This window comes from Klebsiella sp. 10, assembly GCF_018223925.1.
GTDB classification, from domain to species: Bacteria; Pseudomonadota; Gammaproteobacteria; order Enterobacterales; family Enterobacteriaceae; genus Klebsiella; species Klebsiella pneumoniae.
This window is the reverse complement of sequence record NZ_JAGRRB010000002.1, coordinates 155264-177227: the sequence shown is the minus strand read 5'-3', so window position 1 is coordinate 177227 and position 21964 is coordinate 155264. Positions and strand designations below refer to the sequence as shown.

The following is a 21964-nucleotide window of genomic DNA, read 5'->3' as shown; positions in this document are numbered from 1 at the left end:
TTAATTAACGGAGAAACATTATGAATATTGTCGGCGTTACCGCCTGCACGGTGGGGATTGCACATACCTATATTGCGCAAAAGAAAATTGAAACTGCGGCTAAAAAAGCCGGACATAACGTTAAAATCGAGACGCAAGGAACCATCGGCATTGAGAACCCGTTAACCGCTGATGAGATTGCCGCAGCAGATATTGTCCTGCTTGCTGCCGATGTCAAAGTAACGGGCGAGGAGAGATTTGCCGGCAAGAAAGTCGTTAAAGTCGCGACGGAAACGGCAGTCAAATCCCCCAATAAGTTGATTGAAAAACTCAGTGAAATAGTCAATTCATAATTTTATTTCGGCCTGGCGACTCTACATTAAAGGGCGTGACTTATGTCTCTAAAACAAATATGGCAAGCAGCAAACCCTAAAGGACATCTGCTGACCGCTATCTCGTTTCTGATCCCCATTGTCTGTGGCTCTGGGTTTATTATCGCCATCGGCATGGGGCTTGGCGGAACGGTGCAGGACACGTTAACTCCGGGACAATTTGATGTATGGCAGGCGATGGCCACCCTGGGCGCCAAGGCGCTTGGGCTGTTGCCGGTGGTGATTGCCGTGGGAATATCTGGCTCGATCGCCGGCAAACCAGGCATCGCGCCAGGATTTGTCGTCGGGCTGGCGGCGAATACCATAAGCGCAGGCTTTATCGGTGGGATGATTGGTGGCTATATTGCGGGGTATATTGCGCTGGCGATCATTAAAAACGTCAAGGTGCCTGACTGGGCCCGCGGGTTGATGCCGACGCTGATCGTTCCCTTTTTTGCCTCCATTATCAGCTGCCTGATTATGGTCTATATCATCGGTACGCCTATCGGTATCTTTACGGAAGCGCTTACGTCTTTCCTGAGAAGCATGGGCACGTCGTCGAATTTGGTGTTAGGCGCAGTCATAGGCGCATTGTGTATTGTTGACTTTGGCGGCCCGCTGAATAAGACATGCTTTGCTTTCGTGCTGACCCTGCAGGCGCAGGGGATAAATGAACCCATTACCGCACTTCAGTTAGTTAACACCGCTACGCCTATCGGATTTGGCCTGGCTTTCTTTATTGCCAAACTGCTGCGTAAAAATATCTATAACCGTGAAGAAGTGGAAACCTTAAAATCGGCGGTTCCGATGGGGATTGTGAATATCGTTGAGGGTTCTATCCCGATCGTCATGAATGATATTGTGCGCGGTATCGCGGCGGCGGCTATCGGCGGCGCGTGCGGCGGGGCGGTCACCATGGTCTATGGTGCGGATGCGACGGTTCCTTTTGGTGGAGTATTGATGATCCCCACGATGTCACATCCGATGGCAGGCATCATGGCCCTGCTGGTGAATATCGTTGTTACCGCCACGGTCTATGCCGTCATCAAAAAAGATATCCCTCGCGACGTGATTGTTGATAATGATTACGAAGAAGAGGATATCGACCTGGATGATATTAAAGTGAGCTAACGTATCCCAGGGTTATTTTAAATCAACATTAAGCCCTTCCTGTAAGAACATCAGCCCATGACTAAGCATTACTTAGTCATGGGCTACTCTTTGCATCTGTCATCCCCGAAGAAAAATGGAGCAGGGTAAGCAGAAGATCAGGGGAAATAATCTTGTTGCAAAAATGTGAACCCTTCAGTAGCCTTGTCTCTTTCGGAGACAGGAAATGCTCGTCACTGATTCACTTCTTGCTTACACCCTCGCTGCTACACTGCTTACCCTGACGCCAGGTCTTGATACTGCTCTTATTCTCCGCACGGCGACTGCTGAAGGGGGACGCAAAGCCTTGCATGCCGCGTTAGGCATCGATCTCGGGTGCTTTATCTGGGGCGCGCTGGTGGCCTTTGGTTTAGGTGCGCTACTGGCGGTTTCTGAGTTGGCTTATACCTTATTGAAATGGTGCGGAGCAGGATACCTTTGCTGGCTGGGCATCCAGATGCTCCTGCGACCACGCCAGCAATTTAACACCCACCCGGCCGAATCAGATTCCACGAGTAACTGGTTCCTGCGTGGGATGCTGGGGAATGTGCTTAACCCCAAAATGGGCGTCTTCTACGTTTCGTTTTTACCTCAGTTTATCCCCGCCGGGCATTCACCCGTGAGCTGGACTTTTCTCCTGGTCGCTATCCATGTATTGATTGGTACGCTGTGGTCGTTAACGCTGATTACCGCCACTCGCTATGCCGCCGGTATCCTGAAAAAACCGGCCGTAGTGAAATGGATGGATCGGACGACCGGCTGCCTGTTTCTGTTGTTTGCCGCGAAGCTGGCCATGAGTCGGCGGTAGTCACGCAGGGGCGTATGCCCCTGTTTTTGCCTTAAAAAATGAGCAACCCGTGGAGTACTACTCAGTGGTGAAACGATCGGGCTCGAACGTACGTTTAGCCAGTTTCTTTTGCAAAACGATGACAATAATTGGGGTTCCTGATGCGGTAATTGCACATACCGCCAACAGCGTATCCATATTTTGTAGCGCCATGCGATGGTCGGGTAACAAAAAAGCAGACAGGAAAAATGCGGCAGTTGTCATCAGATACATCATGGATGTCTGTAATGAAGAGAATCCCGCTCGTTGCTTGTTATCAGGAAACTGAATCGTCACCGCCGACGATGACACCAGACGACTGTAAGCTGCGCCGAGAAATAACGTAATAAATAGCGCTGGATGCGGATAGCCCATCACGGGTATCAGTAAGCTCAGGATAAAAACGAGGGTCGACCCGGTCGCCAAACTCAAAGCAGAAACACGAGAGGTTAATGCGCCTGTCATTCTGGTAGACAGATACCCCGCCAGGCCCCCGCCGAAGAACAACCAGGGCAGCAGACCTTGAGAAGCCCCCAACAGCTGCGTCATTAATGGCGCCAGGACAGGAATGATCAGCATTGGACTAAACTGTACCAGCGCATTACCGGAAGCAAACAGTAAAGTATCTACATCGAGGGGCAGCGCGTGGGACGTGTCGAAAGTGACGGGATCCTGAGGGATGATGGAGACGATCAGTGGCAATGCCAACCAACACAGTGTACAAATTAACCACAACGCGACATGCCAACCGTAATGAGTACACAAAAATAGTACAGCGGGCATCCCCACGATGCTGACCATCGAAAATGACGCAATCACCGTCGCCAACATTTTTCCGCGCAAGTCAGCCGGTGTGTGGTTTATCAAAATAGTGATCCCCACAGCCATTGTCGTACCGCCAACCAGTCCTGCGAAGAAGCGCAATGTAAGAAGAAGAGGAAAACTGGTAGTGAATGTCGTCAACAGTGTCGCCATGGCTAGCAGTACCATATTAGCGATTAAAAAATGCTTCTTATTGCAACGATCAATCCAGTAAAAGGCGATAATTCCCGACAGGACGGCTCCAGATGTGTACATACCGGATACATAGCCTGAGAAGGTGACGGGAACAGCGAAATCTGCAGCCATAAATGTAAAAACAGGGCTGAACATCATATATTCCAGCGCATTAGTAAACTGGACAAAAGCGATTACCATAGCAATCCGAATGAGCGTCTTTTGATTAAATGTTGTGGTGACCAGTGGCATAGCAAGCGACCTGTGGATGAAAGATATCCTAGCTTAACTGCTATCAAACTTGTCGATTAGATGGTAAAAATGGCACTCATTATTATCATATGTGGGATAGTTGATGCGGCCAGTTCTTGACTTTAATGCGCTGAAAATCTTCATTGCTGTGGTGGAAAGAGACAGTTTTGTCGGGGCATCGAAAGCCCTGGAAATGCCGACATCAAATGTGAGCCGTTGCATTTCTCAGTTAGAAGACAAACTGAACCTTCAGCTCATTGAGCGCAGTACCCGACATATGAAGCTCACACAGGCTGGGCATCTACTCTATACCCGGGCGAAGCCATTACTGGAAGCACTTGAGCAAACTGAAACCGAATTAACGTTGCGACAAATGCAATTCAAGGGGCCATTACGTATCTGTATTCCCAATGAAATCGGTCCTGTATTGCTGGGCTCTGTTGTTGCTGATTTCGCCTGTCAGCATCCGGATCTGGAGATGAGTTGCGTCACAAATTTGTCGGGTTATGAATCCCTGCGAGATGATCTGGATTTAGCTGTCATTGTTAGCCGTGGTCAGATGGATGACAGTGACTACATCGCCCGTCATCTGGTGACGATCCCTTGCACCATCGTTGCGGCCCCCTCCGTCATCCAGCGTTATGGCACGCCTTCTCGAATACAGCAATTTGAAGAGTTACCCTGTATTACAACGGTGAATGCGCTTAAAGGCGCTCCCTGGCAGTTTGTGAATAAAAAGGGCGGATTCGAGACGATCAAGGTTAACGGTCGTTATCGGGTCAACAGCGGAGAGATGGCAGGGCGAGCGGCCATCTCAGGTGTCGGTTTTGCCATCCTGTCGAAACAAGCCTGCCAACCCTATATTGATGATGGGCGGTTAATCGAGATTGAATTTGAACAATCGGCAGCCCCCTTGCAATTGTTCGCTCTGTATTCAGATCGGCGTTACTTGCCGGCAAAAACAAGAGCGCTTATTGATTTCATGCATCAGAGATTGAGTCATTAACAAGAGGCCATCTTCAGCGCGCCAGGGCGGCGCTGTTTTATTCAGCCGGCCGGCTCAAGCAACAAATCTCTGAGATAGCCCTCCAGCAGGGAGGCACAAATTCGCGTTTCATACGACATCATCCCAGCTGGTGGATGGAGCAACCAGGCACTAAATGGCGGGATCGGATAGTGGCTTAAGAGGGGGATGAGCGCGCCGTCTGCAATTTCTTTTCTGCAAACCGGACTTTGCAAAACACCAATGGCATGTCCCGCTAATAACCAGGAGAGGACACTCCGCCAGTGCGTGGACTGAAATTGAATATTGACGGGAACATTAATGAGTTGATCTTCGGAAGCGACCAATTGAATGCGATTACTGGCGAATACACCGGAAACAGCAGCAAATGGATAATCTGTCAGCGCATCCGGCGTGTCAGGATGACCCATTTTCGCCAGCAGAGCCGGAGAGGCGAGTAACACTCTGCGCACGGTGCCAAGCGGGCGTGCGACAAAAAAACCTTCGGAGACATCACCTAATCTCAGCGATAAATCGACCCCCTCGGTGACGGGATTAATGACGCGGTCGTTAAAAATGACATCGACCTGCAGCGCCGGATGCTCGTTCTGAAGCTGCAACAATGCAGGCATCAGCAGGCTTTCTCCGGCGGAATAGGGCGCGGCAATACGGATTTTGCCTTGCAGCCCCTGATTTTCCTCATTCACAGAAAGAGCATGCTCTGCCGCCTGAACGGCCGTTTTGCTTCGCTCATAAAACACGTTACCGCTTTGCGTTAGAGACATGTTACGCGTGTTGCGCCTAAGCAAACGTGTCCCAAGATGAGCTTCCAGTTTTTCTATTCTTTCACTCACGGCGGGCTGGCCAATACCGAGATCGCGGGCTGCAGCCGACATGCTGCCCCGTTCAACCACCCTGATAAATATGCGCATTGCTGAGAAGAGATCCATTCACCAATTATATTGGCTTTACCGATAAATGTAAGTGGGGACAGGTATCTACTGCTTTACTGCGAAATGATGAAAAATCCAGACTCAAGGCCTGAGTCAGGCTAAATTTCAATCTATTTAATTGATTTATTGGTGGAAAATAATGATGCCAGAGATAAAGCTTTTCATGTTCCAGTCAGGAACACAGCATTGTCGATATCAGCATATCCGGATGAATCAGGGCGTGGGAGAGCATTATGAGATCCCTGTCCCCTGGTTTCTGCTGACCCATCCGGATGGGTTTACGCTGATTGACGGCGGTCTGGCTGTCGAAGGATTGAAAGATCCCAGCGGTTATTGGGGAAGTGCTGTAGAGCAGTTTAAACCGGTGATGTCAGAAGAACAGGGTTGCGTGGAACAACTTAAGAGGATTGGCATTGCTCCTGAGGATATCCGCTATGTGGTCCTGTCCCATTTGCACTCTGATCATACGGGAGCAATTGGTCGCTTCCCCCATGCTACGCATGTTGTCCAGAGGCAAGAGTATGAATATGCCTTTGCCCCTGACTGGTTTACTTCGGGAGCCTATTGCCGACGCGATTTCGATCGTCCCCAACTTAACTGGCTATTTCTGAACGGGTTGTCCGATGATCACTATGACCTTTACGGTGATGGCACGTTACAATGTATTTTCACCCCAGGGCATTCACCGGGCCATCAATCTTTTCTTATCCGCTTACCGGGTGGTACAAATTTTACGCTAGCGATTGATGCGGCTTATACCTTAGATCATTACCATGAGAAGGCGCTCCCGGGGCTAATGACGTCTGCTACTGATGTCGCTCAGTCTGTGCGAAAGCTGCGTCAGCTTACCGAGCGATATCATGCGGTATTCATACCCGGCCACGATCCTGAAGAATGGAAAAAAAACAGGCTTGCGCCAGCCTGTTACTATTGAATCATTCCTCGCTGATCGCCAAAAAGCGTCTGTTAAGCAGGGCTGTCAGCTTATCTTGTTCGAAATGGCCCTGGTGATGGCCGGGGCCATTTCTGCGGGCAAGCTCAGGGCTTCACGTCCAGCACGACATGACTGAAGGTTTGATAGGTTTTTTCGTCCGGCGCGGGCGGGATGTTGGCTTTTTTCAGCGCGGACATCACCTGCGCGCAGAATGGCCGATCGCCGCTCTCGACCGTTGGATCCTGCACCGTCCCGTCACGCTGCAGCATAAAGCGCACCGAGCATTTTTGCCCTTGCCAGGAGGCCGGCTGGTCTATGTTAGCGAAGATAGCCGCCTGGATCCGTGCCAGATAGCGTGAGGCATTGGCCTGGGGTGAAGTATCGGAACCCGTTTGATAATCGCGAAGTATCTTATCCACTTCAGCCGATATTTTAGCGTCTTCGGCGCTGCCCGGCGCAGAAGCACGACCCGAGCAGGCGGAAAGGAGTAAAGAGAGGGTGCAAACGAGCACAGCGTTGGTTTTCACGGACATGCTAAGCCTCCTTGCTGGTGGTGATACCGTCGTGTACGAGGCGGTTATCCTCTGTTATTCCGCGATATTATTCAAACGCTGAATTGCATGGCACGCGCTTTCAGTGACAGTGTCACTCATTTTTTACTTTCGTCGCGGGCGGTGATGCCATCCAGTCGCGAATGATGTCACCGTATAGCTGTTCGGCCTCCGCCAGTCGGCTGAGCAGGCAGTATTCGTCGGTTTGATGCGCCATCGACGGCTCGCCGGGGCCGAGAATAATACAGGGCGGATCGCCCAATGCAGGCAGCAGCAGCGAGGCGTCGGTAAAGTAGGGCACCACGCGCGGCGCAATCGGCTCAGCGTGCAGCGGCTGACAGCGTTGATAAACCTGCTTAATCCACGCATGATCCTCCCGGCTGAGGACGGCGGGCAGGTCGACCAGCGTGGAGACGGTGACGCTTTCGCCAAGCAGCGTCGTCAAGCGCTCCCGGATAGTGGCGTGCTGTAAATTGGGCGCGCTGCGGATATCGACATCAAAACGCGTGCGGTCCGGTACGGAATTAATATTGAGTCCGCCTTCTATGCGTCCGACGTTGAGGGTGGGTTGCTTCATTAGCGGATGCGGCGCGCCTGGCGAAAAATGCTGAATCTTACCCAACGCATCCGCCGCAAGATAAATAGCATTGATCCCCAGCTCCGGCATCGCGCCGTGGGCGGTTTTCCCCCGCGTTTCGCAGCGTAGCCAGAGCGCGCCTTTATGGCCGATAACCGGATAGTTGGCGGTGGGTTCACCGACGATCAGCGCGCCCACCTCCGGCAACGTTGCGGAGGCGATCAGCGCCCGCGCGCCGTCGCAGCCGGTCTCTTCTCCGCCGGTTATCAGCAATACCGCGCCGCGTCCGGCGAGGATCGCTTCCCGCTGATGAACGCAGGCGACGGCAAACGCCGCTATCGCCGCTTTCATATCGCTGGATCCGCGGCCATAAAGACGCCCGTCTTCCATCTGCGAGCCGAAAGGATCGTACTGCCAGCGGGCATTTCCCAGCGGGACGGTATCCAGATGTCCGGTAAAGGCCAGCGGTTTACCGCTCTTCGCCCCGGGCAGGCTGGCGATAAGATTGCAGCGTCCTTCGCCGAACGACGACAGCGAAACCTCAAAACCGCTATCATCAAGCCAGTCGGCGAAGAACCGCATGCAGTCGGCTTCGCTGCCCGGCGGGTTGATGGTGTTAAAGCCCAGCAGCTGCCGGGCGAGCTCAAGAGTCGCGGTCATCAGCGGCGTTCCGTCAGCCAGTCGAGGCAGTTAATCCACAGCTGGCGATAGCCGGGCCATTTGGCAAACTCTTCCGGCAGCCAGTGCGCCGACATGTCGCTGGTCCACACCAGCGAGCGTCCCTGCTGATATTCGCGAACAGCCAACAGCGGATGACCGGTACCGGCCACGGTCGCCAGCAGTTTGCCTTCCGGGTGCATTTCAACTTCGTTATAGCCCAGCAGCCACGGCCATTCGCCCGGAATATCGTTAAACAGGGGGTGAGACTCCGTCACTTCGGCATAGCAGCCTTCCGGGGTTTCAATGCGATCGTCCCAGGCCAGGCAGCGTACCGGCAGCACTTTCTCCACCTCGGTATGGCGGTAGCGCGCGCCGCCGTTGATTCCCTGGAAGCTGTAATAGCCGCCGATCATCATCAGCGCCCCCCCGCCGGCCACATAATCATGCAGGAGCGTTAAACGGTTGGCGGTTCGGCGGCTCTTCAGCCAGGTGTCCGGATGCAGCAGCAGCGTATTGGCGCCAATGTCCGAGAGAACAATCGCATCCCACTCCTGCAGCGCTTCCAGCGTCAGCGGAAAGTCGGTCGCCGCCGCGTGGGCGGGCATATAGGTAATGGCATAGGGACTGTCGGCGAGCGCGGCCAGAAAGTCCGTTGCGCCGGTGTGCCAGGTGGCGGTGGCAAACTGGTCGAAGCCTTTAACGTGCGTTGACGTGCTGGTCCAGGACTCACCGACCAGTAAGATTTTTTTCTGCATGATGACGTTTCCTTTTATCCGCCAAAGACCCGCTGGGGGTTTCCAATCATTAAGGTTTCAAGTTGTTCGCCGCTGACGCCGTGGCGCCGCAGACGGGGAACAAAATGCTTGAGTATGTAGCCATAACCGTGGCCGCCGTAGCGGGTGAGCATGGTTTTCAGGAAGACGTCCTGCGACAGCAGAATTTGCTGGATGTAGCCGTCGTCAATCAGCTCGCGGATCGCGCGGGCGTTCTCCTCGTCGGAGGGCGACTGCGCCGACTCGTCGGCGTAGTAATAGCTCATGCCAATCATGTCGTATTCGAGAAACGCCCCGCGCTGCGCCAGTTCGCGCTGGTAGCGCTTATCGGCAAAGCTGGGATTCATATGGCACAGCACGGTATGGCGTAAATCGGCGCCTTCCTGCTCGAGAATATCCAGCACCCGATGGCCCAGCCGCTCCCAGCCGGGCAGATGGACCTCGATCGGCACGCCGGTCGCGGCGCTGGCCCGACCCGCAGCGCGCAGGGATTTCTCCTCATCCGGCGTAAAGCGGCTGGAGATACCGATTTCGCCGATGAGCCCGGCGAGCACCTCCGGTTTCTCCTCCGCGCCGCCAAGATCGTAAATCAGCCGTTCGGTCAGCTGTTCGACGCTGCTGATTTTTACCCACTCAGGGTGCGAAGGTTCCAGATAGAGCCCGGTACCCATAATGATGTTCAGACCGGTCAGCCGCGCGATGCGCGCCAGCGCTTTCGGATCGCGGCCAATGCCGATATTGGTCGGGTCGACTACCGTTTCTCCGCCAAGGGCGCGATATTTAGTCAGCTCGTCAATCGCAACGTCGACATCAAACAGCTGACAGTTATCGCGGCTCATCAGCGGGTTGAGCGACAGTTCGCCAAGGTTTTCCATTTTCACCGGCATTTCGGCAAGATGGCGATCGCTGCAGCAGCAGGGCGGCACCCATTTGCCGGAGGCATCCAGCAGAATATGCTCATGCATCAGAGTAACGCCCATTTCGTTAATCGGCAGTGGGCCAAGCACAGTCATTACGTAACCGCTGCTAACGCCAACCGGCAGCGGGGAGGGATGGCGAAAAATTGATCCTTTCATCAGCTATCCTTTTGCCGCGGAGCGCGTCGGGTTGAGAATGCGGGTGTTCAGCCAGATAGCCAGCAGGATAATGGTGCCGGTGGCTATCTGGGTGTAAAACGGCGAAATATGCGACAGGATCAGCCCGTTCTGAATGACCGCAATCGACAGTGCGCCCAGCAGCGTGCCAATAATAGTTCCGAAGCCGCCAAACAGACTGGTGCTGCCTAGCACAACGGCAGCAATGACCTGCAGTTCAAAGCCTTCGCCCTGGTTGGAGGAGCCGCTGCCGAGGCGTGCGGTAATGATCATCCCCGCCAGCGCGGCGGCCATTCCGCTGATGATATAGACCTTCATGGTGACCGCTTTGGTGTTAATGCCGCTGCGCCGCGCGCCTTCGGCGTTAGCGCCGATGGCGGTCACGTAGCGGCCAAAGCGCATATGGTTGAGAACGATATGCCCGATCAGCAGAATCAGAATGCCGAGCAGTGCGGGCATGGGGATTCCGACGACCCACGCGCGTCCGATAAAGGTAAACAGGCTGTCAGCCGGCACCGGAATCGAGTAGCCCTGGGTGACCAGCAGCGCGATGCCGCGAACTACGGCCAGGGTGGCGAGCGTGACGATAAACGCCGGAATGCCCTCATAGGCAATAAAGAAGCCGTTGATGGCACCAACGAATCCGCCTAGCAGCAGGCCGCCGAGGAGTACCACCGGCCACGGCAGACCCCAGCTATTCAGGGCGATAGCGGAGAGCGCGCCGACCAGCGCCAGGGTGGAGCCTACCGACAGATCGATACCGCCGGTGGTAATGACCAGAGTCATTGCCGTCGCGACGATCAGCAGCGGGGCGCTCTGACGGATAATGTTGAGCCAGTTGGTGCCGGTGAGAAAGTTGCTGGTGATCAGCGAAAACACCACGCAGCAGAAGACGAAAAAGAGCGCGATGCTGACTACGCCTGAATGGTTATGCAGCAGGCGGCGCGGCAGCGAATGCTGGATCATGCGTGAGCTGCTTAAATTCATGATACTCATCCTGTTACCTCAATGTGTTGCCGCAGAGCGGGCGGTGAATTTTTCGCCCACAATCAGGTTAACGATATCGCTCAGGCTGGTGTCGGACACCCGTCTGTCGGCGACGTTGGTACCTTCATACATCACCATGATCCGGTCGCAGACCAGGAACAGGTCCTGCAGGCGGTGGGTAATCAGAATCACGCTCACCCCGCGAGCGGAAACGCGGCGAATGAGCTCCAGAACCGCTTCAACTTCCGCGACGGCCAGCGCGGCGGTGGGTTCATCCATAATCAGCACTTTCGGGTCAAAGGCCGCGGCGCGGGCGATGGCTATAGCCTGGCGCTGGCCGCCGGAGAGATTTCGCACCAGCAGCCGGGTATCCGGAATGGAGATCCCGAGCCCTTTAAGCATCTCTCTGGCATCGGCGTGCATTTTGGCCTCGTCGAGAAAGGGGATGCCGAGGACCGATTTCATCGGCTCACGGCCCATAAACAGATTGCCCGCGACATCGACCGTGTCACAGAGCGACAGATCCTGGTAGACCATCTCGATATGGCAACGGCGTGAATCGGCCGGATTCGTAAACTGTTGCTGTTCACCGTCGATACGAATCGTGCCGCTGGAGGGGATCACCGCGCCAGAGAGCACTTTGGTCAAGGTGGATTTCCCCGCGCCGTTATCGCCCACTAAGCCCAGCACTTCGCCCGGGGCCAGCTCAAGGTTGACTCCGCGCAATGAGCGTATCGACCCGTAGGTCTTGGTGATATTGATCATCTCTACCCTTGGCGGGGTAGTTTGTGGCTGCTGCATCTGATAACTCCCATCGCTGTGGCCGGGAAAATGTTCGCCATCCTGCGGGAGAGACTCTATCCGACACGGTTTACAATCTAGTAAACCGGTTTACCTGCGGACCAGAGCACTCGCCAGTGCAGTCAGGACAAACGCTATGTAAGATATTTGTTCGCCAGTAAGAACATTGCAGCATCCGTGCCAGGGCAGTAACCACACAGCAGCCCTGTAACTTAACCTTATGTATTCAATACACTTAATTGAATACAATCCGGTAAACCGGTTTACTGATTATAGTGAATAAATTGTTAATTGATCGTTTTTTGCGCCAAAAGCGGGCGCTTTTGCGCCATTTTGGGACGGGCTTAACAAATCTTGATCGAGTCGCGGCCAATCCATTCAACCGGCAGGCGGGTTTCCGCAGGGATATCCGGATCGTCGTTTAGCAGGCGCATCATGATGTTCACCGCAGTGCGGCCCAGTTCGCGGGCGGGCTGACGGATAGTGGAGATCCGCGGCTGGGTAAAATCGGCATAGTTGGCGTCATCGAAGCCGACTAACGATAGCGCCTCTGGCGCCTGGAGCCCACTGGCGCGCAAGCCGTCGAGCAGACCGAGCACCAGATAGTCGCTGGCAGCGAAGACGGCGGTAGGGCGAACCTGTTGGCTGAACAGGTACCGCAACGCTTGCTGGCCAAACTCGCGCTGGTAGTCGCCATACATCACCCATTCGGGCGGCCAGCTCAGGCCCGCTTGCTCCATCGCGGTGCAAAAGCCCTGATAGCGCTCGCGGACGCTCATCAGCTTGTCCGGGCCACCGACGAAAGCGATATGGCGATGCCCGGCGGCGATCAGTTTTTCGGTGGCGATCCGCCCGCCCTGGACGTTATCGGCAAACACTTTCGGTACCTTACTGCCGGGAATATCTTCATCCAGCAGGACAATCCGTTCGTGACGCTGGACTTCCTTGCGCAGCAGGCCATTATCGGGGCGGTTGGTGGTGAACAGCAGACCGTCGACCTGGCAGGTATCCAGCCAGCGAATGAACTGGCACTCTTTTTCCGGATTGTTGCGGGTGATACACAGCACCAGGCTGTAGCCGCTGGCAGAAGCGGCCTCTTCGGCTGCGTCGGCCAGTTCGGCAAAGAAGGGGTTGGTAATATCGGGAAGCACCAGGCCAAGCGTTTCGCTGCCGCCTTTGCTAAGACGGCGTGCCAGGCTATTGCCGCGATAGTCCAGTTCGCGAATGGCGGTTTCGATGCGGTCGATGGTGTCCTGCGGCAGCACAATACTGTTGTTCATATAGCGCGACAGGGTCGCCTTCGACAGCCCGGCCAGCTTTGCCACATCGGATAACAATACACGTTTTATACTCATTTCCTGCGCCATTTCTGCCAGAATCGGCTATCTGTAACATAGTTAAGCGCGGTGGATACAGCAATTTCTCTGCGAACAATCACCAAAAATAAATGCTTGACAAATTTTAATCAGCAGAGAATTGTATAGGCAGTTTACCGCATCATCCGGGAAGTCATTCCCAACCCCGTTTAAGTTATTCCAGTCGCGCACCGACACGGACCGGTTGCCGGGATGACATTAAGCAGGTATCCGCCGAACGTTCAATGATTGTTCTGGCGATATAGACGATATTTGCCCGCCAAAAAAATAATCCTTCTGCGTTCGCATGCGGCGCGGAACTCTGCTGGCTATCAACTATTCCCGACGAGGATACTGATGATGTTATTTCACACCGGAAAACTGCGTTTACTTGCTGTCGCCACGACCATGCTGGCATCAATGAGTTTTATTTCTGCCGCCAGCGCTGCCGGTCCGACTTATGCGCTGGTACAAATCAACCAACAGGCGCTGTTCTTTAATCTGATGAATAAAGGCGCACAAGATGCGGCCAAAGCCAGTGGCAAGGATTTAGTTATTTTTAACTCTAACGATAATCCCGTGGCGCAAAACGACGCGATAGAAAACTATATTCAGCAAGGCGTTAAAGGCATTCTGGTTGCTGCTATCGACGTTAACGGGATCATGCCAGCGGTTAAAGAAGCCGCCGCCGCAAACATTCCGGTGATTGCGATTGATGCCGTATTACCGGCCGGGCCACAGGCAGCTCAGGTCGGCGTTGATAATATTGAAGGCGGCAGAATTATCGGTCAATACTTCGTGGACTACGTGCAGAAAGAGATGGGCGGCCAGGCGCGACTGGGTATAGTCGGCGCGCTGAATTCGGCCATTCAGAACCAGCGGCAGAAAGGGTTCGAAGAGACGCTGAAAAGCAATCCGAAGATTACTATCGCTAACGTGGTCGACGGGCAGAATGTGCAGGATAAAGCGATGACCGCGGCGGAAAACCTGATCACCGGTAATCCGGATCTGACAGCGATTTATGCCACCGGCGAACCCGCGCTGCTCGGCGCTATCGCCGCCGTAGAAAACCAGGGGCGGCAGAAGGATATTAAAGTCTTTGGCTGGGATCTGACGGCGAAGGCGATTTCCGGTATTGACGGCGGCTACGTCACCGCCGTACTGCAGCAGGACCCGGAAAAGATGGGCGCCGAAGCCCTGAATGCGCTGAACAGCATCACGTCGGGTAAAACCGTGCCGAAAACCATTCTGGTTCCGGCGACGGTGGTAACCAAAGCGAACGTCGATTCATACCGTCCGCTGTTTAAGTAGGTCAGCGCGCCCCGTCCGTGGTTAACAGGGCGGCGAGCTCACGGCTGCCGGGAAACGCGCTGAGCGTCCCCCGGCGGCTAACCGTAATGGCGGCAGCGCGACTGGCGTGCGCGAGCGCCAGCGCATCCGGCGCGACGCCGCGCAGCAGGGCGGAGGCCAACATGACGGCGAGGAACGTGTCGCCCGCGCCGGTAGTATCAAGCGCCTCGGCGGGCACGGCGGGACAAAACTGACGCTGGCCCTCCTGGACCAGCCAGGCGCCTGCGGCGCCCTGGGTAATCACTAAGGTTTTCACCCCGTATGGCTGGAGCAACTCGGCCTCGGATTCATTGACCACCGCGATGTCGATGAGGGGCCACAGATGGCAAAAGTCAGGATTGACAGGTGAGGGGTTGAATACCGTCGTCATGCCGCGGCTTCTGGCGTACTGGAACAGCGCCCGCGTTTTATCGAGGGAGAAATTGCCCTGCTGTAGCAGAATATCGCCAGCGACGGCATCCGCCATATGCGGAATCATTTCATCCAGGCTGAATGTATCGGCCGCCGCCGTAGTGGTAATGATGGCGTTGTCGCCATCAGCGCTATTTAAAATAATCGAGGTATCGCTATGTTGATTGAAATGGCCGTCGGGTAGTAGCGTCAGTGGTTCATTTTTTATCTGCTGGCGGATCCACGCGCCGTTGCTGTCATTTCCCGTGGCGGCAATTAAGCGCGTCTCTATTCCGCAGCGGGATAATATAATCGCCTGGTTCGCGCCTTTACCGCCGATATCCTGCGACACTTTAACGCCGTGAATGGAGGCTCCTTTTTTCGGTATATCCGGAATGGACCAGGTTTCATCTACGGTAATATTACCAGTAACGTAAACACGCATAGTGTTCCCTTAACAGGATGGATAAGATGGTTGCTATCTCAGCAGAAAAAACGAATGCAATACAAGCTATTTTTTCACGAAGCAAGGCTGTTATTGGTGTTATTCATTGCGACCCATTTCCTGGCTCGCCAAAATATCGAGGAAAATCAGTCTCGGATATTGTTGAACGTGCGCTTCGCGATGCTGAAAATTATATTTCAGGCGGTGTTCATGGTCTGATTATTGAAAATCATGGCGATATTCCTTTCTCTAAACCTGAGGATATCGGCCATGAAACCTCAGCGCTGATGGCGGTCATTACCGAGAAAGTTCGTGAACGTTTTGCTGTGCCGCTGGGCATTAACGTTCTGGCTAACGCGGCGATCCCGGCAATGGCGATCGCCCTGGCGGGAGGCGCCGATTTCGTCCGCGTAAACCAGTGGGCCAACGCCTATATCGCCAACGAAGGATTTATAGAAGGGGCGGCCGCTAAGACGCTGCGCTACCGCAGTATGCTGCGCGCTGAACATATTCGCGTTTTTGCCGATAGCCACGTTAAGCACGGTAGCCATGCCATTGTCGCCGATCGTTCGATTCAGGAACTGACGCGCGATGTCGATTTCTTCGAGGCTGACGCGGTGATCGCCACCGGCCAGCGTACGGGCGATAGCGCCACGATGGCGGAAATTGACGAGATCCGCGCGGCGACGGAACTACCGCTCCTGGTGGGCTCCGGGGTGACACCGGCTAACGTGAAGCAGATCCTCGGGCGGACTCAGGGGGTCATTGTGGCCAGTACAATGAAGGTCGATGGCGTCTGGTGGAACGATGTTGAGCTGGCCCGGGTGAAACATTTTATGTCGGTCGCGCAGGCCGCGCTGGAGGAAGCTTAATGGAAGCGTTTAGCGAACGCCTGCTGCGCGAACATCAACCGGCGTGGCAGGCGATGCAGCAGCACCCGTTTGTGACTGATATCGAACAGGATCGTCTGCCGACAGTCGTCTTCAACCGCTATCTGGTGTTTGAGGGCAACTTTGTCGCGACGGCAATCGCGATTTTTGCCCTCGGGGTCAGCAAAGCGCCGGGTATTCAACAGCAGCGCTGGCTGATTGGCGTGCTGAATGCCCTGGTTGATATACAGATCGCGTGGTTTGAACAGGTGTTGTCAGCGCGGCAGATCGATCCCGCTGAGTACCCGGATGATTTGCCCGGGGTACGGCGCTTTCGCGACGGTATGCTGCGGACCGCCCACGAGGGCAGCTATGAGCAGATTGTGACCCTGATGTTCGGTGCGGAATGGATGTACTATTTTTGGTGCCGACGGGCGAGCGAACATTATCAGAGCGATGCTGATTTACGACGCTGGGTGGAAATGCACGCGGAGGACGAATTTTATCAGCAGGCTCTCTGGCTAAAAAACGAACTCGACCGCTGCGCCATGGCGCTGAGTGAAGACGAAAAGCAGGCGTTATCGGCGCTTTACGGCGAGGTGCTGCAGTGGGAAATTGATTTCCATCACGCGGCGTACGAGGAGTAGCCGCGAGGTGAAGAACAGGAGGCGCCGGAAGCGGCGTCTCCTGAAATATTGCTCAGGTCGTCCGCCTCTTATCCGGGCAATGTCTCTCCAGCCATTGTGCGACGAGGGGCCATAATTTCTCCGCATTCCGGGTACGAAAGAAGCCCATATGACCAATGGATGAAAGTCCGTAATCCGCCCGCCGTATTTCACGGCGTTCTATTTTTGCGTTTTGCGCTGGAGCAAGCAGGCGTGAGATGGCTTCTGTATTAGCCCAAGGGTCGTCATCAAAACCCAACACCAGAATAGGTAAGGTTATCTTTCCTGCCCGCTGACACGCATCCCACTCCGGGTCGTCATAGAAATATTCAGGCATCGCGCTCCAGCGTCCCCACTGAAGCATCGCCGGAGCCGGTAAATCTTCACCCAGCCCGAGACGTCTGGCTGGCATATACCCAAAGAGCCGGCAAAGTGCCGGCCCCAAAACGCGCAGTAAGCACCATACTCGCAGCTTTTCCTTCGTTTGGCTGATAGTGCTTGTCACGCCTGCGTGTGAGGCAACCATGACGGCGGCTCGCAGGTCGGTGGAGGCGGAAGATAACAGCACGGCATGCCCGCCAATACTGTGCCCAATCGCCAGCAGGGTAAGGCCAGGGGCTCGGGCTTTCGCCCACGCGGTGATGCATCCGACGTCCTGCTCGATCCAGTCGGACATGGTGTTTTTGTTGTGACGGACTTTCCCGGACTTCGAAAGACCAGTGCCCCGGTAATCATAAGTAATGACACTAAACCCCCTTTTATAAAGGTATTCAGCGAATCCTTTATAAAATCCCTGTACAACGGCCGTCGCCGGGTGAACGATCACCAATGCTTTGGCTTTGTGTCTTTGCCAGAGCGTGGCGACGACAAAGCCGCCCTGGCTTACGGGGATGATGACAGATTCCATGAGTCTCGCCTTGTGTGGTCATACCAGTTTAACCTGGATTTACTGTAGCTGCTGCGGCAGAAATCAGCGAATGTTTTTGAGACGATCTCAGTAAGAAAAACGTCTTGAAAGCATTGGCGACCAGAATCAGGAGCCCTCAGGCGGGGTGCCAACTCCCAGCCTGCCATTTAAGGTCTCATATCCTTTCACAATCAATCAGCCTCTGCGCCAGGTGCCTTGTGTTAGGGGGGATAATGTCCGCTTTAGTTTCGTGTCACCTTGCCGGAATACAGACTTTCCTGCCGTAGCGGGGCAAATATCCTGCACTTAGTCGCTTATTGATTATACTTTGATGGTGGCTTGTGCTGCTTCAGGCTGTTGACGCGAGGGCGGGTAGCAAAACCAGCCCCCTGACATTGGATCAACGGGTCCGATGATGATGTGATCATGTAACCGTCGTGGAGGTATGGAAAGATGGGATTATTAAATTTTGTGAAAGAAGCGGGCGAGAAAATATGGGATGCCGTCTCCGGCGACAGTAAAGAAGATCGGGCTGAAAAGCTGAAAAAACATATCGATGGACTTAATCTGCCTGGCGCCGAAAAGGTCAATATTGATGTTGCGGAAGATGGCACCGCAACGGTCACTGGTGATGTCGCTTCGCAGGAGGATAAGGAAAAAATTCTGGTTGCGGTCGGGAATGTCACTGGCGTAGGCCAGGTCAGTGACGGCGTTAAGGTGACGCAAAGCGGGGCGGAAAGTCGTTTTTACACGGTCAAATCCGGTGACACTCTGAGCGCAATCTCAAAAGCGATGTATGGCTCGGCCAATGAGTATCAACGCATTTTTGAAGCCAATAAACCGATGCTGACCCATCCCGACAAAATCTATCCGGGTCAGGTGCTGATTATCCCGGCGAAGTAGGCCACTCAGCAGCAACATCAGTGATGGCAGGAAAACTTGCTTTATACCGCTGTCGGAAGCCGCCGCGGACATCTATTCCTCTATCAACGACAAAAGAGCCAGCAAGCTGGCTCTTTGTTCCCCCGGGTTCAGGCGCTTACTGTGCGTCAGCCAGTGCCAGTCGGGCCTCTTCCTGCTCGGTGATTTTACGCTGTTGCTCAAGTTCCAGCGCGCCGCGATGAGAGAGGTAGCAGAAGAGTATGCAGCAGACGATCCCGCCCATCAGCAGATAGAACCCGCCGTGCCAGCCCATTTTATCGACCATTACGCCGAACAGGCTGGTGCCTAACGATGCGCCAAAGATATAGCTCATAAATCCGCGCAGACCCACAGCTGAACCGACGGCAAAGCTGGGGACGATTTCCATGGTCTGGACCGAGGCCAGAAACTGCGGGACATAAATAAGGCAGCCCACAATCGCCGCGAATACTGTGACCATCAGTAGCGATTCGCTTTTCCAGTAGCCGATCAGACAGATGAAGATTAGCGTCATACAGATTATGGCTAACGGCATCCGGCGCCCTTTAAACAGCTTGTCGGAGAGCCAGCCGGCCAGCAGAGTAGACGGAATTGCCGCCCACTCAAAAAACAGGAATGCGACGCTCATTTGTTCTTTGGAAAAATGTTTCACCGTCAGCAGGTAAATTGGCAGCCAGCTGATCATGCCGAAACGCACCATATAGACAAACACATCCACAAAGGAGACATACCAGGCGTTTTTGTTACGCAGTACGTAGGTACAGAAGATCTGAAATGCGCTCATGTTCTCCGGCGCTTTCTGGCCGTGTTTGGTCTTCAGCACCACTTTCTCTTCCGGCATCATCTCTGCCAGCGAAGGCAGACCTTCCTCGCGCGGCGAACCCTTACCCAGCACCAGTACGCTAATGGCGAATACCACCGCCACGCAGGCCGGTACAATGTAGCTGGCGCTCTGCCAGTGCTCGGTGCCGAGAATGGCGAATGCGGCGCCGACGATCGGGGCGACAATTCCGCCGCCGACGTTATGGGAAATGTTCCAGAACGCCCCTACGCGGCCACGCTCACGGCGCGGGAACCAGTTCGCAATAGTAATAAAAGAGGGGCCGACCCCCATACCCTGAAACAGGCCGTTCAGGACAACCAGCGCAGCGAAGACCCAGAATGCGGTACTGAATCCTAATCCGACGTTGACGATGGCGCACAGCACCAGGCCACAGGCCATAAAGACTTTCGGGCTGGCTTTATCCGCGAGGCTGCTCATTACGCCTTTACTGATCCCGTAGGCGATGAGCATACAGCTGCTGAGCAAACCGATCTGCGTGGCGCTGAGGTCTAACTGTTCTTTCAGATAGGGCGTGGATAAGGTGAAGTTATTGCGCACGATATAGTACGCCAGGTATCCCAGAAATACGCTTAGCAGCGCCTGCATACGGTATCGACCATAGGTTGCCTGAATTTTCTCAGCAGGAACTTTATTCGCCGACGGGCCTTTTTTTAATAATGATAACATGTCGTCACCTGTATTTATATTGATATGAACATCAGGAGTAATTATCCCGAAGGGTGAAATAAGCGGCTAAAAAATTCAAATCGTCGAAATGAGTCAAAATTGACTCAAAATAAAGCAGGGACGGGTTGTTTTTGACCCATGTGGCATGAGTGAGATTTTGCGCAATTAATTTTGCGCTGATTTTATGTCCGGCTTGTGCGGACACTAACAAATTGCCTAATCATTATCTGGTAATCTTTCCCGATATTCCCGGACGCCCGTTTGACTATTTTTCCGCTCGCGGCGATTAATTCACCAGATGTCATAAACGGGTAAGTTTTGTCTCAACGCGGTTTTTACGGTATTTCAATATTTATGAACGGGATCACAAACATATTTCTTCGTGGGGTCAGGATAGTGAGCAAAATGCTCGCGCTGCTGCTGCTGCTGCTGCTGCTGACCGCATGGCTGAGACCCTGTGCGGCGCAAGGCAATGAGCTGGTGATGGCGACGACATTTTCTCCCAGCGCCACCGTGTGGATTATCGATCGCTGGCAGAAAGAGCCGGGGTCGGTGATGATAAGGACGCTCAACCGCACCAGCGCCTCGCTGGAACAGTTGCTTGATACGGCAAATGCCGAAAATGTCGATCTGATCCTGACTTCGTCGCCGATGCTGCTGCAGCATCTTCAGGAGCATCAAAAACTGGCGCCGTTCAGCGGTGCGCCGGCAGTCAGCCAACATCTGGTGCCGGAATCCATTCGCTCCACCTCCGTGGCCGTGGCGATCTCCGGGTTCGGTTTGCTGATGAATCGCTCAGCGCTGATGACCCGGCATCTGCCTGCGCCAGCGGACTGGGATGACCTGACCGATCCCCGTTATCAGGGGGCGCTGCTGATGAGCAGTCCGTCGCGTTCGGATACCAACCATCTGATGGTGGAGTCGCTGCTGCAACAAAAAGGCTGGATTAAAGGATGGGAAACGCTGTTGACGACGGCGGGAAACCTCGTGACCATTTCATCCCGTAGCTTTGGGGTGGCAGATAAGATTAAAAGCGGCCTGGGCGTGGCTGGTCCGGTGATTGATAATTACGCCAATCTGCTGCTGAACGATCCGCACCTGGCTTTTACCTATTTCCCCCAGTCGGCGGTTTCGCCGACCTATGTCGCAGTGCTTAAAAACAGCCAGCACGCCAGCGAAGCGCGGCGGTTTATTCGCTATCTGTTAAGTCCGGAGGGCCAGACGATCCTCGCCGACGCTAATACCGGGAAGTATCCGGTAACACCGCTGGCGCCAGGCAATCCACGGGCGGCGCAGCAGGCGATACTGATGAATCAACCGCCATTAAACTATCGATTGATCCTCAAACGTCAGCGTTTGGTTCAGCGGATGTTTGATACGGCGATTAGCTTTCGTCTTGCCCAGCTCAAAGACGCCTGGCGAGCGCTGCATAGCGCGGAGGTCCGTCTTAAGCGTCCGCTGCCCGAGATACGGGCGCTGCTCACCCGTGTCCCGGTGGATCCGGCCAGCAGCGAGGATGAAGCCTGGCTGGCTCAGTTCGACAACAAAAGTTTTGCGGAACAGCAGATGATGGAGTGGCAGCTCTGGTTTCTCAACAACCAGCGGCAGGCGATTACTAAACTGGAAGAACTGAAATGACGGACAGG

22 protein-coding genes are annotated in these 21964 nt (G+C 54.3%); 10 read left to right on the top strand and 12 right to left on the bottom strand.

What is annotated here, in order from left to right; all coding sequences use genetic code 11:
* Positions 1–20: 20 nt before the first annotated feature.
* The 3 genes from KHQ26_RS03800 (at position 21) to KHQ26_RS03790 (ending at position 2307) form a co-directional block, all read left to right on the top strand.
* Positions 21–332, top strand: coding sequence for a PTS fructose transporter subunit IIB (locus KHQ26_RS03800; protein ID WP_004176139.1), 312 nt, complete (start codon positions 21–23; stop codon positions 330–332).
* A 42-nt stretch (positions 333–374) separates the two neighbouring features.
* On the top strand, positions 375–1481 hold the full coding sequence (locus tag KHQ26_RS03795; protein ID WP_004176140.1) for a PTS fructose transporter subunit IIC: 1107 nt from the start codon (positions 375–377) through the stop codon (positions 1479–1481).
* Between the two features lie 205 nt (positions 1482–1686).
* Positions 1687–2307, top strand: a complete 621-nt coding sequence (locus tag KHQ26_RS03790; RefSeq protein ID WP_029496905.1) for a LysE family translocator — start codon at positions 1687–1689, stop codon at positions 2305–2307.
* A gap of 57 nt (positions 2308–2364) precedes the next feature.
* Here the strand turns inward: KHQ26_RS03790 and KHQ26_RS03785 are convergent, their stop codons facing one another.
* Positions 2365–3573, bottom strand: a complete 1209-nt coding sequence (locus tag KHQ26_RS03785; protein WP_004176142.1) for an MFS transporter — start codon at positions 3571–3573, stop codon at positions 2365–2367.
* 103 nt (positions 3574–3676) lie between these two features.
* Here KHQ26_RS03785 and KHQ26_RS03780 point away from each other — a divergent pair, with 103 nt between their 5' ends.
* Complete coding sequence (locus tag KHQ26_RS03780; protein WP_004176143.1) at positions 3677–4579, top strand: LysR family transcriptional regulator; 903 nt, start codon at positions 3677–3679, stop codon at positions 4577–4579.
* Between the two features lie 41 nt (positions 4580–4620).
* Here KHQ26_RS03780 and KHQ26_RS03775 read toward each other — a convergent pair whose 3' ends face one another.
* Complete coding sequence (locus KHQ26_RS03775; protein ID WP_029496904.1) at positions 4621–5508, bottom strand: LysR family transcriptional regulator; 888 nt, start codon at positions 5506–5508, stop codon at positions 4621–4623.
* Between the two features lie 160 nt (positions 5509–5668).
* On the opposite strand from KHQ26_RS03775, the gene ahlK reads away from it, so the two are divergent.
* Positions 5669–6463, top strand: a complete 795-nt coding sequence (ahlK, locus tag KHQ26_RS03770) for an N-acyl homoserine lactonase AhlK (protein WP_004218740.1) — start codon at positions 5669–5671, stop codon at positions 6461–6463.
* 104 nt (positions 6464–6567) lie between these two features.
* On the opposite strand, the gene KHQ26_RS03765 is transcribed toward ahlK, so the two are convergent.
* The 7 genes from KHQ26_RS03765 to KHQ26_RS03735 form a co-directional block, all read right to left on the bottom strand.
* Positions 6568–6996, bottom strand: a complete 429-nt coding sequence (locus KHQ26_RS03765) for a cell envelope integrity protein TolA (RefSeq protein WP_004179900.1) — start codon at positions 6994–6996, stop codon at positions 6568–6570.
* 112 nt (positions 6997–7108) lie between these two features.
* Positions 7109–8251, bottom strand: coding sequence for a M20 family metallopeptidase (locus KHQ26_RS03760; RefSeq protein WP_004199916.1), 1143 nt, complete (start codon positions 8249–8251; stop codon positions 7109–7111).
* Positions 8251–9006 carry a glutamine amidotransferase gene (locus KHQ26_RS03755; RefSeq protein WP_029496903.1) on the bottom strand — a complete coding sequence of 252 codons (756 nt, stop codon included), beginning with the start codon at positions 9004–9006 and terminating at the stop codon, positions 8251–8253. The genes KHQ26_RS03760 and KHQ26_RS03755 overlap by 1 nt, the downstream gene beginning before the upstream one ends.
* Before the next feature lie 14 nt (positions 9007–9020).
* Positions 9021–10100, bottom strand: coding sequence for a phosphotriesterase family protein (locus KHQ26_RS03750; protein WP_004176149.1), 1080 nt, complete (start codon positions 10098–10100; stop codon positions 9021–9023).
* A gap of 3 nt (positions 10101–10103) precedes the next feature.
* Complete coding sequence (locus KHQ26_RS03745; RefSeq protein ID WP_002904978.1) at positions 10104–11105, bottom strand: ABC transporter permease; 1002 nt, start codon at positions 11103–11105, stop codon at positions 10104–10106.
* A gap of 18 nt (positions 11106–11123) precedes the next feature.
* Entirely contained in the window at positions 11124–11870 is a 747-nt protein-coding gene (locus KHQ26_RS03740) for an ATP-binding cassette domain-containing protein (protein WP_029496902.1), read from the bottom strand.
* Positions 11871–12250: 380 nt separating this feature from the next.
* Positions 12251–13273, bottom strand: a complete 1023-nt coding sequence (locus KHQ26_RS03735) for a LacI family DNA-binding transcriptional regulator (RefSeq protein WP_004176158.1) — start codon at positions 13271–13273, stop codon at positions 12251–12253.
* A 345-nt stretch (positions 13274–13618) separates the two neighbouring features.
* Between KHQ26_RS03735 and KHQ26_RS03730 the strand changes: the two genes are divergently transcribed.
* Positions 13619–14572, top strand: a complete 954-nt coding sequence (locus KHQ26_RS03730; protein ID WP_004151648.1) for a substrate-binding domain-containing protein — start codon at positions 13619–13621, stop codon at positions 14570–14572.
* Position 14573: 1 nt separating this feature from the next.
* Here the strand turns inward: KHQ26_RS03730 and KHQ26_RS03725 are convergent, their stop codons facing one another.
* Positions 14574–15446 (bottom strand): PfkB family carbohydrate kinase, encoded by an 873-nt coding sequence (locus tag KHQ26_RS03725; RefSeq protein ID WP_004213032.1) that lies wholly within the window; start codon positions 15444–15446, stop codon positions 14574–14576.
* Positions 15447–15472: 26 nt separating this feature from the next.
* Here KHQ26_RS03725 and KHQ26_RS03720 point away from each other — a divergent pair, with 26 nt between their 5' ends.
* Together KHQ26_RS03720 and KHQ26_RS03715 are read left to right on the top strand one after the other, a co-directional pair.
* On the top strand, positions 15473–16318 hold the full coding sequence (locus tag KHQ26_RS03720; protein ID WP_002904914.1) for a BtpA/SgcQ family protein: 846 nt from the start codon (positions 15473–15475) through the stop codon (positions 16316–16318).
* Positions 16318–16962 carry a TenA family protein gene (locus KHQ26_RS03715; protein ID WP_002904912.1) on the top strand — a complete coding sequence of 215 codons (645 nt, stop codon included), beginning with the start codon at positions 16318–16320 and terminating at the stop codon, positions 16960–16962. Before KHQ26_RS03720 ends, KHQ26_RS03715 begins: the two co-directional genes overlap by 1 nt.
* A 52-nt stretch (positions 16963–17014) precedes the next feature.
* On the opposite strand, the gene KHQ26_RS03710 is transcribed toward KHQ26_RS03715, so the two are convergent.
* The gene (locus tag KHQ26_RS03710; RefSeq protein ID WP_211777847.1) at positions 17015–17887 is read right to left on the bottom strand and encodes an alpha/beta fold hydrolase; all 873 of its coding nucleotides are present in this window, start codon (positions 17885–17887) and stop codon (positions 17015–17017) included.
* Between the two features lie 453 nt (positions 17888–18340).
* Here KHQ26_RS03710 and lysM point away from each other — a divergent pair, with 453 nt between their 5' ends.
* On the top strand, positions 18341–18790 hold the full coding sequence (gene lysM / locus KHQ26_RS03705) for a peptidoglycan-binding protein LysM (RefSeq protein WP_002904908.1): 450 nt from the start codon (positions 18341–18343) through the stop codon (positions 18788–18790).
* A 136-nt stretch (positions 18791–18926) separates the two neighbouring features.
* Here lysM and pgtP read toward each other — a convergent pair whose 3' ends face one another.
* Entirely contained in the window at positions 18927–20318 is a 1392-nt protein-coding gene (pgtP, locus tag KHQ26_RS03700) for a phosphoglycerate transporter PgtP (protein ID WP_004184088.1), read from the bottom strand.
* Positions 20319–20735: 417 nt separating this feature from the next.
* On the opposite strand from pgtP, the gene pgtC reads away from it, so the two are divergent.
* Positions 20736–21956: a phosphoglycerate transport regulator PgtC gene (gene pgtC / locus KHQ26_RS03695; protein ID WP_049123870.1), complete on the top strand. Its 1221-nt coding sequence runs from the start codon at positions 20736–20738 to the stop codon at positions 21954–21956.
* The last annotated feature ends 8 nt before the right edge of the window (positions 21957–21964 follow it).